This window comes from Streptomyces sp. SID13666 (assembly GCF_010548325.1).
Lineage (GTDB): Bacteria > Actinomycetota > Actinomycetes > Streptomycetales > Streptomycetaceae > Actinacidiphila > Actinacidiphila fildesensis.
Map to the genome: position 1 here is coordinate 70,364 of NZ_JAAGLX010000006.1, position 15,822 is coordinate 86,185.

A 15,822-nucleotide genomic window follows, 5' to 3' on the forward strand; every position below is an offset into this window, starting at 1 on the left:
GAGGGCTTGGAACAGTACATCGGGGGCACGGCATCCTTGGCGGGATGCCGTGCCCTGCGGCGTTTGCGGCGGCCCCTCTGTCCACCCCTGCCCACCCCTGACCGCCATCGCCGGATAGGGGTGGGCAGGGGTGGTTGGTCCGGAAGGGCCGAAATAGCGTGGCCGGAACGAATGGCTGTTCCAGTTCTTCCTCATGAGGTGGACCACGTGTCGAAAGAGTCGAATGAAGAAAAGCTCCTCGACTACCTCAAGCGGGCTACGGCCGAGCTGAGGGAGACGCGTCGGCGCCTCCGTGAAGAGGAGGACAAGCAGCGCGAACCGATTGCCATCATCGGAATGTCCTGCCGGTTCCCCGGCGGTGTACGCAATCCCGAGGAACTGTGGGACCTGCTCGCCGCCGGCGGCGACGCGATATCGGACTTCCCGTCGGACCGCGGCTGGGACGTCGAGGGCATCTACGACCCCGACCCGGACACCGAGGCCACCGGCAAGACGTACTCCCGCGAAGGCGGCTTCGTCCACGACGCGACCGAGTTCGACGCCGAGTTCTTCGGCATCAGCCCGCGCGAGGCCCTGGCGACCGACCCCCAGCAGCGGCTGCTGCTGGAGGCGTCCTGGGAAGCGTTCGAACGCGCCGGCATCGACCCCGCGACCATGCGCGGCAGCTCCACCGGCGTCTTCGCGGGCATCATGTACCACGAGTACGGCACCGACCGCACGGTCGTGCCCGAAGGCGTCGAAGGCTTCCTCGGCACCGGCACCGCGGGCAGCGTCCTGTCCGGCCGTGTCTCGTACACCCTGGGCCTCGAAGGCCCGGCCGTGACCGTGGACACCGCCTGCTCCTCCTCCCTCGTCACCGTCCACCTGGCCGCCTCCGCGCTGCGCCAGGGCGAATGCTCGCTGGCCCTCGCGGGCGGTGTGACGGTCATGGCGACCCCTGACACCTTTGTCGACTTCAGCCAGCAGCGCGGCCTCGCCGCGGACGGCCGGTGCAAGCCGTTCGCCGACGCGGCCGACGGCACGGGCTGGGGCGAAGGGGTCGGCGTCCTGGTCCTGGAGCGACTGTCCGACGCGCGCCGCAACGGTCACCGCGTACTGGCCGTCGTGAAGGGGAGCGCGGTCAACCAGGACGGCGCCAGCAGCCAGCTCACCGCCCCCAACGGGCCCTCGCAGCAGCGCGTCATCCGGCAGGCCCTGGCCGGCGCCCGGCTCTCGGCCGAGGACATCGACGCCGTCGAGGCGCACGGAACCGGCACCCGGCTCGGCGACCCGATCGAGGCGCAGGCGCTGCTGGCGACGTACGGACAGGAGCGGGCGGACGGCCGTCCGCTGTGGCTCGGTTCGGTCAAGTCCAACCTCGGCCACACGCAGGCCGCCGCGGGCGTCGCCGGCATCATCAAGATGGTGCTCGCCCTCGGGCACGAGGAACTGCCCCGCACCCTGCACGTGGACGCCCCGAGCTCGCACGTGGACTGGACGGCGGGCTCCGTCGAGCTGCTGACCGAGGCCCGGCCGTGGCCGGCGGGGGAGCGCCCGCGCCGCGCGGGCGTCTCGTCCTTCGGCATCAGCGGCACGAACGCGCATGTGATCGTGGAGGAGGCTCCGGCCGAGGCCGCTGTTGAAGACGTCGTGGCGTCCGTGGTCCCGGCGCTGCCGGTGGTGCCGTGGGTGCTGTCGGGCAAGTCGCCCGAGGCGCTGCGGGCGCAGGCGGCACGCCTGCGGGAGTTCGTGCTGGCCGACGCGGGTCTCGACCCGGCGGCGGTCGGTTCGGCACTCGCGACGACCCGCGCGGTGTTCGCGCACCGGGGTGGCGTCGTGGCCGCCGACCGTGACGGTCTGCTGGCCGGACTGGCGGTACTCGCCGAGGGCGGGAGCGCCCCCGGCGCGGTGCAGGGCCTGGCCGGCTCCGGCCGGACGGCGTTCCTCTTCACGGGGCAGGGCAGTCAGCGGGCGGGGATGGGGCGTGAGCTGTACGCCGCGTTCCCGGTGTTCGCGGAGGCGCTGGACGCGGTGTGTGCGGCGCTCGATGCGCACCTTGAACTGCCGCTGAAGGATGTTCTCTTCGCGGAGGCGGACAGCCGGTTGAACGAGACGGGCTTTACGCAGCCGGCTCTGTTCGCGCTGGAAGTGGCGCTCTTCCGGCTGCTGGAGTCCTTCGGGGTCCGGCCGCAGGTTCTCGCGGGTCACTCCATCGGCGAGCTCGCGGCAGCCCATGTGGCAGGGGTCTGGTCGCTGGAGGACGCGGCGCTGCTCGTTGCGGCACGTGGCCGCCTGATGCAGCAACTGCCCGCCGGTGGTGCGATGGCGGCGATCCAGGCCACCGAGGCCGAAGTCCTGCCGCAGCTCACCGAGAAGGTGGGTATCGCGGCAGCCAACGGCCCCACGTCCATCGTCGTCTCCGGTGACGAGGACGCCGTGGCTGCCGTGATCGCGCACTTCGACGGCATCGGACGGAAGACCAAGCGCCTCACCGTCAGCCACGCCTTCCATTCCGTTCACATGGAGCCGATGCTCGAAGAGTTCCGTGCCGTTGCGGCCGGGCTCACGTACAGCGCGCCCTCGATCCCGATCGTCTCGACACTGACGGGCAAGGCCGCCACCGACCAGGAGCTGACCGACCCGGCGTACTGGGTCCGGCATGTCCGCGAGGCCGTGCGCTTCGCCGATGCCGTCACCACGCTCCAGGACCAGGGCGTCAGCACCTTCCTGGAGCTCGGCCCCGACGCGGTCCTGACCGCCATGGGCGCCGACAGCGCCACGGAGAACACGACCCTCGTCCCGACACTCCGCCGCGACCACGACGAAGCGCAGGTCGTCGTCACCTCCCTCGCGACCCTCCACACCCGGGGCGTCACGGTCGACTGGCCGGCCTTCTTCGGCACCGGTCGCGCGCTCGTCGACCTCCCCACCTACGCCTTCCGGTCGAGCCGTTACTGGCTGGACACCCCGGCCGCCTCGGCCGCCGGTGACATGGCCGCCGTCGGCCTCGTGGACGCGGGGCACCCGTTGCTCGGCGCGGCCGTCGTGCTGCCGGAGTCGGACGGGCTGCTGTTCACGGGCCGGCTGTCGCTCGGCTCCCACCCGTGGCTGGCGGAGCACGTGGTCGCGGGCACGGTCGTCGTGCCGGGGGCGGCGCTCGTCGAGATCGCCGTGCGCGCGGGCGACGGGACCGGCTGCGGTGTGCTGGACGAACTCACGCTGCACGCACCGCTGGTGGTGCCCGGCACCAGGACCGTTCAGCTGCGGGTACAGATCGGTGAGCCCGGTCGGGACGGACGGCGGACGGTGGTGGTGTTCTCGCGTATCGAGGACGCCTCCGAGAGCGCCTGGACGCGGCACGCCGACGGTCTGCTCGCGCCCCATGACACCGCAGCCGCAGCCGGTTTCGACCTGGCGCAGTGGCCGCCGACCGGGGCCGAGGCCGTAGCGGTCGACGGGCTGTACGCGGCGATGGCCGCGAGCGGCCTGGAGTACGGGACGACGTTCCAGGGAGTGCGGGCCGCCTGGCGGCACGGCGAGGAGATCTTCGCCGAGGTCGCCCTGCCGGAAGGGGTCGAGGCCGCGGGCTTCGGCATCCACCCCGCGCTGCTGGACGCCGCCCTGCACGGAATCGCGCTCGCGCAGCCGGACGGCGGCGCGGCCGAGCTGCCGTTCGCCTGGTCCGACGTCGCTCTGCACGCGGCGGGCGCGACCGCCCTGCGGGTGCGGATCACCCCCGCGGCCTCCGGCTACACCCTGCGGCTGGCCGACCCCCAGGGCGCTCCCGTGGCCACGGTGGGTTCGCTGGCCCTGCGCCCGGTCGCCACCGGTGAGCTGCAGAGCGCGCACGACCGTGAGCTGTACGAGATCCGGTGGAGCCCGCTGCCACAGCAGGCGTCGCACGAGGACGCGGGTGCGGCAGCGGAGATCCTGAGCGTTCCTGCGGGGGTCGACCCCGCCGAGGCGGTCACCGGAGTCCTGGCGCGGCTGCAGGAGTGGCTGGCCGACGAGGAGGCGTCCTACGCACGCCTCGTCGTCCGCACCCGGGGCGCGGTCGCTGCCCTTCCCGGCGAGGACATCACCGACCTCGCGCAGGCCGCCGTCCACGGCCTCGTCAGGGCCGCACAGACGGAGCACCCGGGCCGCATCGTCCTCCTCGACACGGACGCGGACGCGGACGCGGACACGGACACGGACGACATCCCGGACGCTGTCACGGTCTCGGGGGAGCCGGAACTGGCGCTCCGGGAGGGCCAGTTGTTCGTACCGCGCCTGGCGCGCACCGCTCCCGCCACCGGCGGAGTGACGTGGCGCGCCGACGGCACCGTACTGATCACCGGCGGCACCGGCGGCCTGGGCGCGCTCACCGCGCGCCACCTGGTCGCCGAGCACGGAGTCCGCAACCTGGTGCTGACCAGCCGCCGCGGCCTCCAGGCCCCCGGCGCCACCGAGTTGGTGGCCGAGCTGGAGACGGCCGGTGCTTCGGTGAGCGTCGCCGCCTGCGACGTCTCCGACCGTTCCGCGCTGGCCCAGCTGCTCGCCGAGGAGTCGATCACCGCGATCGTGCACGCGGCGGGCGTGGTCGACGACGGCATGATCACCTCGCTCACCGCCGACCGGGTGGCCGCCGTCCTGGCCCCCAAGGCGGACGCGGCCCGGCACCTCCACGAGCTGACGGCCGACGCCGACCTCGACGCGTTCATCCTGTTCTCGTCCGCCGCCGGCACGTTCGACGGTTCAGGGCAGGGCGGTTACGCCGCCGCGAACGCCTACCTCGACGCGCTGGCGGTCCACCGCCGGAGCCAGGGACTGGCCGGGCTCTCGCTCGCCTGGGGCCTGTGGGACCCGGCGGTCGGCGGCATGGGCGCCGAGCTGACCACGGCGGACGTGGAGCGGATGGAACGCTCCGGCGTCCTCGCGATCGGCCGGCAGCAGGGACTGGCCCTGCTCGACGCCGCGCTCGCCGACAACCACGCCCACCTGCTCCCCGTCGCCTTCGGCAGGAGCGCCCTGGAGCAGCGGGCCCGGCTCAACACCCTCCCCGCCGTCCTGCGCGGTCTGACGCGTCCGGCCCCCACCGCCCGCAAGGCGGCGGCATCGGCCGCCACGGACGCCACCGGGCTGGCGGAGCGCCTCGGCGCACTGACCGGAGTGGAACGGCGCCGGCTGCTCCTCGACCTCGTCCGGCGCCACGTGGCCGCCGTGCTCGGTTACGACGGCGTGCAGAAGGTCGCCGGCGACAAGCCGTTCAAGGAGTTCGGCTTCGACTCGCTCACGGCGGTGGAGTTCCGCAACCGCCTCGGCGCCGAAGCCGAGGTGCGGCTGCCCGCGACGCTCGTCTTCGACTACCCGACGCCGCTCGCCGTGGCCGAGTTCCTGCTGGTGGAGCTGCTGGGCGAGGAGGCCGCGAGCGCGGCCGACGTGACGGCCGCAGTGGTCCCGGCGGCGGGATCCGTGCTCGACGAGCCGATCGCGATCGTCGGGATGGCCTGCCGGTTCCCCGGCGGGGTCTCCTCGCCCGAGGAGCTGTGGGCACTGCTGGCGAGCGGTGGCGACGGGGTGTCGTCGTTCCCGGTCGACCGTGGCTGGGACGTCGAAGGCATCTACGACCCCGACCCGGACGCGGTCGGCAAGACGTACTCGCGCCACGGCGGATTCCTGGACCGGGCGGCCGACTTCGACCCCGGCTTCTTCGGGATCAGCCCCCGCGAGGCACTCGCGATGGACCCGCAGCACCGGCTGTTGCTGGAGTCGTCGTGGGAGGCGTTCGAGCGTGCGGGCATCGACCCGGCGACCGTACGCGGCAGCTCCACCGGCGTCTTCGCCGGCGTGATGTACCACGACTACACCTCGGTGTTGGAGCAGTCCGCCCACCGCAACACCGAGGGCTTCATGGGCGTCGGCGGCAGCATCGCCTCCGGCCGTGTCTCGTACACCCTGGGCCTCGAAGGCCCGGCCGTGACCGTGGACACCGCCTGCTCGTCCTCGCTCGTCGCCGTCCACCTGGCCGGCCAGGCGCTGCGCTCGGGCGAGTGCTCGCTCGCCCTCGCGGGCGGCGTGACGGTCATGGCGACCCCGGACACCTTCGTCGACTTCAGCCGCCAGCGGGGCCTCGCCCCCGACGGCTACTGCAAGCCGTTCGCCGAGGCCGCCGACGGCACCGGCTGGGGTGAGGGCGTCGGCATGCTGCTCCTGGAGCGGCTCTCCGACGCGCAGCGCAACGGCCACCGGGTGCTGGCGGTCGTGCGCAGTAGCGCGATCAACCAGGACGGCGCGAGCAACGGACTCACGGCCCCCAACGGCCCGTCCCAGCAGCGCGTCATCCGGCAGGCCCTCGCCGCCGGTTCGCTCACGACCAGTGACGTCGACGCCGTCGAGGCGCACGGCACGGGCACCCGGCTGGGCGACCCGATCGAGGCGCAGGCGCTGCTGGCGACGTACGGGCAGGAGCGGGAGGCCGGCCGGCCGCTGTGGCTGGGCTCGGTGAAGTCGAACCTCGGTCACACGCAGGCCGCCGCGGGCGTTGCGGGCATCATCAAGATGGTGCTGGCGATGCGGCACCAGGAGTTGCCGCGCACGCTGGGCGTCGACGCTCCCAGCCCGCATGTGGACTGGTCGGCGGGGTCTGTTGAGTTGTTGACGGAGGCGCGGCCGTGGCCGGTGCGGGAGCGTCCGCGTCGTGCGGGTGTGTCGTCGTTCGGGATCAGTGGGACGAACGCGCATGTGATCGTGGAAGAGGCTCCGGCCGAGGTCGTGGCGGATGCGGTTGCTTCGGTTGAGCTGCCGGTGGTGCCGTGGGTGCTGTCGGGCAAGACGCCGGAGGCGTTGAAGGCTCAGGCGGCCCGGTTGCGGGAGTTCGTGCTGGCCGATGCGGGTCTGGATCCGGTGTCGGTGGGTTCGGCGCTGGCGACGACGCGTGCGGGCTTCGCGCATCGTGCGGGTGTGGTGGCGGCGGACCGTGACGGTCTGCTGGCCGCTCTGGGCACGGTCGTTGACGGTGAGGCCAAGACGACTGTGGCCGGCTCCGGCGATCTGGCGTTCCTCTTCACGGGGCAGGGCAGCCAGCGGGCGGGGATGGGGCGTGAGCTCTACGCGGCCTTCCCGGTGTTCGCGGAGGGGCTGGACGCGGTGTGTGCCGCACTCGACGCGCACCTTGAACTGCCGCTGAAGGATGTTCTCTTCGCCGACGATGACCGGTTGGACGAGACGGGCTTCACGCAGCCTGCTCTGTTCGCGCTGGAAGTGGCGTTGTTCCGGTTGTTGGAGTCCTTCGGGATCCGGCCTCAGGTGCTGGCCGGTCACTCCATTGGTGAGCTGGCCGCCGCGCATGTCGCGGGGGTGTGGTCGCTGGAGGATGCGGCGCTGCTGGTTGCGGCTCGTGGCCGGTTGATGCAGCAGCTTCCCTCCGGCGGTGCGATGGCAGCGATCCAGGCCACGGAGGCCGAAGTCCTGCCCACGCTCACGGAGAAGGTGGGGATCGCGGCCGTCAACGGCCCGACATCCATCGTCGTGTCCGGTGACGAGGACGCTGTCGCCGGGGTCATCGCGCACTTCGCGACCGTGGGACGGAAGACCAAGCGCCTCACCGTCAGCCACGCCTTTCACTCCCTGCACATGGAGCCGATGCTCGAGGAGTTCGGCACCATCGCGGCCGGGCTCACGTACAACGCGCCCTCGATCCCGATCGTCTCGACGCTGACCGGACAGCCCGCCACCACCGAAGAACTCACCGACCCCGCCTACTGGGTCCGGCACGTGCGCGAGGCCGTGCGCTTCGCCGACGCCGTCACCACCCTTGAGGGCCAGGGCGTCACCACATTTCTGGAACTGGGCCCCGACGCCGTTCTGACGGTGATGGGCGCGGACAGCGTCACGGATGCGGCCGGTACCGCACTGATCGCGTCGCTGCGTCGGGAGCAGGACGAGGCCGAGACCTTCGTGTCGTCCGTCGCCGCACTGCACACGCGTGGCGTCGAGGTCGACTGGCGGGCCTTCTTCGGCATCGGCGCGACCACCCCGCTGCTCGACCTGCCCACCTACGCCTTCCAACACCAGCACTACTGGCCGGAGCGGGCCGCCGTCACGGCGGGAGACGTCCGGGCGGCCGGCCTCGCGGATGCGGAACACCCCCTGCTGGGAGCGGCCATCGCTCTTCCCGACTCCGACGGGGTGCTCTTCACCGGGCGGCTGTCGCTGTCGTCGCACCCGTGGCTGGCGGAGCACGCGGTCTCCGGCACCGTGGTCGTGCCCGGTGCGGCGCTCGTCGAGATCGCCGTGCGGGCGGGCGACGAGACGGGCTGCGGAGCGCTGGAGGAGCTGATGCTCCAGGCGCCGTTGGTGCTCGGCGGACAGGGCGCCGTACAGCTGCGGGTCACGGTCGGCGAGGCCGACGCGCGTGGCCGGCGGACGGTGAGCGTGTTCTCGCGCGCCGAGGAGACGACGGACGACCGGCAGTGGGTCCGGAACGCCGAGGGCGTGCTGAGCGCCGACGTTCCGGAGCCCGGGTTCGACCTGGCGCAGTGGCCGCCCGCCGGCAGCGAGCCGGTCGCGGTGGAGAGCCTCTACGCCGATCTGGCCGGGCTGGGACTGGAGTACGGGCCGCTCTTCCAGGGTCTGCAGGCCGCCTGGCGCCTCGGTGAGAACGTCTACACCGAGGTCGTCCTGCCGGAAGGCACCGAAGGAGCCGAGGCCGACGCCTTCGCTCTCCACCCCGCCCTGCTGGACGCCGCTCTGCACGGCATCGCCCTGCGGGAGACGGACAACGGCGCGGCCGAGCTGCCGTTCGCCTGGTCCGACGTGGCGGTGTACGCGACCGGTGCGACCGCGCTGCGGGTGCGGATCGCCCCCGCGGACTCGGGCTACGCGCTGCAGCTCGCCGACGACCAGGGCGTACCGGTGGCGACGGTCGGCGCCCTCGCGCTGCGGCCGATCGCGGCCGATGACTTCGCCACCCCGGAGCGCCTCGCCCACGACTCGCTCTTCCACCTGGACTGGATCGCGCTCCCCGCGCCGGCGGCCTCGGCCGACGGAACGGGCGACGCGACGGTGTACCGGTGCCCGGCCGGAGCGACGGCGAACGAGACGCTCGACGCCGTACTCGCCTTCACCCAGGACTGGTTGACCGCTGATGCGGACGGCCGTTTGGTGGTGGTGACGCGGGGTGCGGTGGCTGTTCTGCCGGGTGAGGGTGTTGCGGAGCTGGGTCAGGCGGCGGTGTGGGGTCTGATCCGTTCCGCGCAGTCCGAGCACCCTGACCGCATGGTCCTGTTGGACTCGGACACTGACGAGATTCCTGAGGGTGTGCTGGTCTCGGGTGAGCCTGAGCTGGCGCTTCGTGGCGGGGAGATCCTCGTCCCGCGCCTGGCCCGCATTGCTCCGGCCGCTGGGGTTGCCCCGGTGGTGTGGCGTTCGGATGGCACGGTGCTGATCACCGGTGGTACCGGTGGTCTGGGCGCCCTGCTGGCCCGTCACCTGGTCACCGCGTACGGGATCCGTGACCTGCTGCTGACCAGCCGCCGCGGCCCCGACGCCCCCGGCGCCACCGAACTCACCGCAGAACTGACCGCGTTGGGTGCGACGGTGAAGATCGCCGCGTGCGACGTGTCGGACCGGGACGCGCTCGCAGCGCTTCTGGACGGGGTCACCCTGACCGCCGTGATCCACACCGCCGGTGTGCTGCGTGACGCGACGTTCGCCGCGCTCACCCCGCAGCACCTGACGGAGGTCCTGGCACCCAAGGCGGATGCCGCCCGTCACCTGCACGAACTGACCGCGCACCTGACTCTCGACGCGTTCGTGCTGTTCTCCTCCGCTGCCGCCACGTTCGACGGCACCGGACAGGGCAACTACGCCGCAGCCAACGCCTACCTCGACGCCCTCGCCACCCACCGCCGCACCCAAGGACTCCCCGCCACCTCCCTCGGCTGGGGCCTATGGGCACCCGAAACCGGCGGAATGGGCGCAGGGCTGTCCTCGACGGATCTGGAGCGGATGGCCCGTGCGGGCGTGCTCGCGCTCGACGCGACGGAGGGCCTGGCGCTCTTCGACGCGGCGCAGCGCAGCGAGCACGCGCACTTGGTGCCGATCCGGCTCGACCTCAGGGCCCTGGCCGCCGCTCCCGGCGAGGTGCCGGCGATCCTGCGCGGACTCGTCAAGGCTCCCGCCCGCCGGGCCGTGCAGGTGGGCGCCGGTGCGGGCACCGGGCCCGTGTCGCTGGAGGAGCGCCTGACGGCGCTGGCTCCGGCCGCGCGGCACGAGCTGCTGCTCGGGCTCGTGCGTGGGCAGATCGCGACCGTGCTGGGCTTCGGCGGGCCGGAGGACGTCGCGGCCGACAGCCTGTTCAGCGAGCTGGGCGTCGACTCCCTCACCGGAGTCGAGTTCCGCAACCAGCTGGGCGCGGAGGCCGGGGTGCGGCTGCCCGCGACGCTCGTCTTCGACTACCCGACGCCGACCGCCGTGGCCGAGTTCCTGCTGGTGGAGCTGCTGGGCGAGGACGCGGCAGGGGAAGCGGCGGCCGGCTCGACCGAGTTGGTGACCGGTTCCGGCTCGATGGCCGACGAGCCGATCGCGATCGTCGGCATGGCGTGCCGGTTCCCCGGCGGGGTCTCCTCGCCCGAGGAGCTGTGGACGCTGCTCGCCGCCGGTGGCGACGCCGTGACACCGTTCCCGGACGACCGGGGCTGGGACGTGGCCGGTCTGTACGACCCGGACCCGGACGCGATCGGCAAGACGTACTCCCGGCACGGCGGATTCCTGGAACAGGCCGCGGACTTCGACCCGGCGTTCTTCGGCATCAGCCCGCGTGAGGCCCTGGCCACCGACCCCCAGCACCGGCTCCTGTTGGAGTCCGCCTGGGAGGCGTTCGAGCGCGCGGGCATCGACCCGGCGACCGTACGCGGCAGCTCCACCGGGGTGTTCGCCGGCGTCATGTACAACGACTACGGCATCCGGCTCAACAGCTATCCCGCCGACCTGGAGGGCTATCTCGGGACCGGCAGCTCCGGCAGCGTCGCCTCGGGTCGCGTCGCGTACGCCTTCGGGCTGGAGGGCCCGGCCGTCACGGTCGACACCGCCTGCTCGTCGTCCCTGGTCACGGTGCACCTGGCCGGTCAGGCCCTGCGCTCCGGCGAGTGCTCGCTGGCGCTGGCGGGTGGTGTGACGGTCATGGCCACCCCGGAGACCTTCGTCGGCTTCAGCCGGCAGCGGGGCCTCGCCCCCGACGGCCGCTGCAAGCCGTTCGCGGAGGCCGCCGACGGTACGGGCTGGGGCGAGGGCGTCGGCATGCTGCTCCTGGAGCGGCTGTCCGACGCGCGGCGCAACGGCCACCGCGTGCTGGCCCTGGTCCGGGGCAGCGCCGTCAACCAGGACGGCGCGAGCAACGGACTGACGGCCCCTAACGGCCCGTCCCAGCAGCGCGTCATCCGCCAGGCCCTGGCCGGCGCCAACCTCTCGGCCGACCAGGTCGACGCGGTGGAGGCGCACGGAACGGGCACGACCCTCGGCGACCCGATCGAGGCACAGGCGCTCATCGCCACCTACGGACAGGAGCGGGAGGCCGGCCGGCCGCTGTGGCTGGGTTCGGTGAAGTCGAACCTCGGTCACACGCAGGCTGCCGCCGGTGTCGCGGGGATCATCAAGATGGTGCTGGCGATGCGGCACGAGGAGCTGCCGCGCACGCTGGGCGTCGACGCTCCCAGTTCGCACGTGGACTGGTCGGCGGGTTCCGTCGAGCTGTTGACGGAGGCGCAGCCGTGGCCGGTGCGGGAGCGTCCGCGCCGTGCGGGTGTCTCCTCCTTCGGCATCAGCGGGACGAACGCCCACGTGATCGTGGAGGAGGCCCCCGCAGAGGTCGTGACAGAGGTTGTCACTTCGGCCGAGCTGCCGGTGGTGCCGTGGGTGCTGTCCGGCAAGACGCCGGACGCCGTCCAAGCCCAGGCCGCCCGCCTGCACGAACTCGTCCTGGCCGATGCCGGCCTGGACCCGGCGGCGGTCGGATCCGCACTGACGACGACCCGTGCGGTGTTCGCGCACCGGGGTGGCGTCGTGGCCGCCGACCGCGACGGGCTGCTGTCCGCGCTGTCGGCCCTCGCGGAAGGCCGGAACGCACCAGGCGTGGTGCGCGGCCTCGCAGGACCGAGCCGGACGGCGTTCCTGTTCACGGGGCAGGGCAGTCAGCGGGCGGGGATGGGACGTGAGCTGTACGCGGCGTTCCCGGTGTTCGCGGAGGCGCTGGACGCGGTGTGTGCGGCGCTCGATGCGCACCTTGAACTGCCGCTCAAGGACGTTCTGTTTGCCGGGGCGGACAGCCGGTTGAACGAGACGGGCTTTACGCAGCCGGCTCTGTTCGCGCTGGAGGTCGCGCTCTTCCGGCTGTTGGAGTCCTTCGGGGTCCGGCCGCAGGTGCTGGCGGGTCACTCCATCGGTGAGCTCGCGGCAGCCCATGTGGCAGGGGTCTGGTCGCTGGAGGATGCGGCTCTGTTGGTTGCGGCTCGTGGCCGTCTGATGCAGCAACTGCCCGCCGGTGGTGCGATGGCGGCGATCCAGGCCACCGAGGCCGAAGTCCTGCCGCAGCTCACCGAGAGGGTGGGGATCGCGGCCGTCAACGGACCCACGTCCATCGTCGTCTCGGGTGACGAAGACGCCGTGGCCGCCGTGATCGCGCACTTCGATGGCATCGGACGGAAGACCAAGCGCCTCACCGTCAGCCACGCCTTCCACTCCCTCCACATGGAGCCGATGCTCGAGGAGTTCGGCACCATCGCGGCCGGGCTCACCTACACCGCACCGTCCATCCCGATCGTCTCGACGCTGACCGGACAGGCCGCCACCACCGAGGAGCTGACCGACCCTGCCTACTGGGTCCGCCACGTCCGCGAAGCCGTGCGCTTCGCCGATGCCGTCACCACCCTCCAGGACCAAGGCGTCAGCACCCTCCTGGAGCTCGGCCCCGACGCCGTCCTGACCGCGATGGCGGCCGAATCCGCCACCGACACCACCACCCTCATCCCCGCCCTCCGCCGCGACCACGACGAAGCCCAGCTGTTCACCGAGGCGCTGGTGCGGCTGCACACCCGGGGCGTAACGGTCGCCTGGCCGGCCCTCTTCGGCGCCGGTCGCACCCCCGTCGATCTCCCCACCTACGCCTTCCAGCACCAGCACTACTGGCTCGCCGACACCGTCGCACCCAGTGGGAAAGCCTCGGGCTTCGGCCAGAGCGAGACCACGCACCCGCTCCTCAGCGCGGCGATAGCGCTGCCGGACTCGGAAGGAATGCTGTTCACCGGGCGGCTCGCGCTCCACACCCACCCGTGGCTCGTGGATCACGCCGTCAACGGCACGATCATCGTCCCCGGTGCCGCGCTCGCCGACCTCGTCATCCACACCGGCGACCACACGGACACCAGCACGTTGGAGGAGCTGACGCTCTACGCGCCCCTCGTCGTCCTTCCCACTTCGGCGACCCAACTGCGGGTCAGAACACATGCGGACGACGGTTCCGGCCGACGGCGGGTGAGCGTGTTCTCGCGCGTCGAGGGCTCGGACGAGGAGCAGTGGGTGCAGCACGCGGAAGGCGTGCTCTCCTCGACGGCCACGGCTGCGGGCTTCGATCTGGTGCAGTGGCCGCCGGCCGGGGCCGATGCCGTGGCGGTCGAAAGCCTTTACGACGAACTGGCCCTGCTGGGCCTGGAGTACGGGCCGGGCTTTCAGGGGCTGGAGGCCGCCTGGAAGCGCGGGGACGAGGTCTTCACGGAGGTCTCGCTGGCCGAGGGCGCCGAGACGAGCGGGTTCGGGCTCCACCCGGCACTGCTCGACTCGGCACTGCACGGCATCGGTCTCGGCGGGTTCTTCGAGGACGATGGGCGCGCCCAACTGCCCTTCTCCTGGAACGATGTGGCCCTCTTCGCCACCGGTGCCACGGCGCTGCGCGTCCGGATCGCCCCAGCGGACCGGCCGGGCGGTGTGACGCTGCAACTGGCGGACGCCGCCGGTTCACCGGTCGCGTCGGTCGGTTCGCTGACGCTGCGGCCGCTCGCCGAGCAGGTGCCGGTCACGCGGCACGGCGACGCGCTGTTCGGGCTGGACTGGGTGCAGGTCGCGGACCCGGCCGGTGCCGGTGCGTCCACCGAGGTGATCCCCGAGGAGGGTCTGCTGCGCGCCCCGTCCGGGCTCGGAACGGCCGAGACGCTCTCCACCGTACTGGCCGGACTGCAGCAGTGGCTGGCCGACGAGGCCAACGTCGACTCGGACGCCAGGCTCGTCGTCGTCACCCGGGGCGCGGTCGTCGCGCTTCCGGGGGAGGACGTCACCGACCTCGCGCAGGCCGCCGTTCAGGGTCTCGTCAGGGCGGCACAGGCCGAGAACCCGGATCGTCTGGTTCTCGTCGACACCGACGTCGAGGAGATACCGGCCACCGCCCTCACCTCCTCCGGTGAATCGGAACTGGCACTGCGCGCCGGGGCCTTCCTGGCCCCCCGCCTGGTGCGTACGGCGCCGTCCGCCGAGGCGACCCCTTGGCGCACGGACGGCACCGTCCTGATCACCGGCGGCACGAGCGGTCTGGGCGCGCTCACCGCCCGCCACCTGGTCGCCGAACACGGCGTCCGAGACCTCCTGCTCACCAGCAGGCGCGGACAGAACGCCCCCGGCGCAGCCGAACTCGCGGCCGAACTCACCCAAGCCGGCGCCACCGTCACCATCGCCGCCTGCGACGTCTCCGACCGGGACGCCCTCGCGGAACTGCTGCACGAGGTCCCCTTGACCGCCGTGATCCACGCGGCCGGCATCGTGGACGACGGTGTCCTCGGGTCGCTGACTCCCGAGCGGCTGGCCGCCGTACTCGCCCCGAAGGCCGAGGCGGCGCGCCACCTGCACGAGCTGACGGCCGGGACGGACCTGGACGCGTTCGTCCTGTTCTCGTCGGCGGCCGGGGTACTGGGCGGTGCGGGGCAGGGTGCTTACGCCGCCGCCAACGCCTATCTCGACGCGCTGGCCACCCACCGCCGGGCCAACGGTCTTCCCGCGGTCTCCCTCGCCTGGGGTCTGTGGGCGCCGGAAGCCGGCGGGATGGGTTCGCAGCTCACCGGGGCCGAGGTGGAACGGATGGCCCGTGGGGGCGTCCTGGCCCTGGGCGAGGAGCAGGGCCTGGCCCTGCTGGATGCCTCGCTGGTCTCGGACCGGGCGGTGCTGGTCCCCGCGGGGCTCGATGTGCCCGCGCTGGTGCGCTCCGCGGGCGGCGAGGTACCGGGTCTCTTCCGCGGCCTGGTCCGCGGCAAGGTCCGGCGCACGGCCGCCGCGGGGGACTCCGGCGCCGGGGCGTCCGGTCTGGCCCAGCGGCTGGCGGCGCTGCCGTCCGACGAGCGCCTCCCGGTGGTCGTCGAGCTGGTCCGCAGCCAGGTCGTCGCGGTTCTCGGCCTCACCGCGGCACAGGAGGTGGAGCTGGGCAAGCCGTTCAAGGAGTTCGGCTTCGACTCGCTCACCGCGGTGGAGTTCCGCAACCAGCTGAGCGCGGCGGCCGGAGTGCGGCTCCCGGCGACGCTCGTCTTCGACTATCCGACCCCGCGGGAGCTGGCCGACTTCCTGCTCGGCGAAGCGGCCCCCGACACCACCACGGATCCGGGGACCGCCGCGTACGAGGAGACCGTCCGCGCCTCGCTGCTCGCCATCCCACTGGCCCGGCTCCGGGAGACCGGACTGCTGGACACACTGCTGCACCTCGCGGGCCTCCAGACGGAGGACGACGGCCCGACGGCCGAGGACGCGAGCGAATCGATCGACGATATGGATGCCGAGAGCCTCATCTCGAAGGCGCTCGAAGGGTCCGACTTCTGATGACGCGAATGGGTG

Annotated in this window: 1 protein-coding gene; it reads left to right on the top strand. The window is 72.6% G+C overall.

Annotated features, from left to right (window positions below):
* Nucleotides 1-207: 207 nt before the first annotated feature.
* The gene (locus G3I60_RS12150; protein ID WP_343241937.1) at nt 208-15,807 is read left to right on the top strand and encodes a type I polyketide synthase; all 15,600 of its coding nucleotides are present in this window, start codon (nt 208-210) and stop codon (nt 15,805-15,807) included.
* The last annotated feature ends 15 nt before the right edge of the window (nt 15,808-15,822 follow it).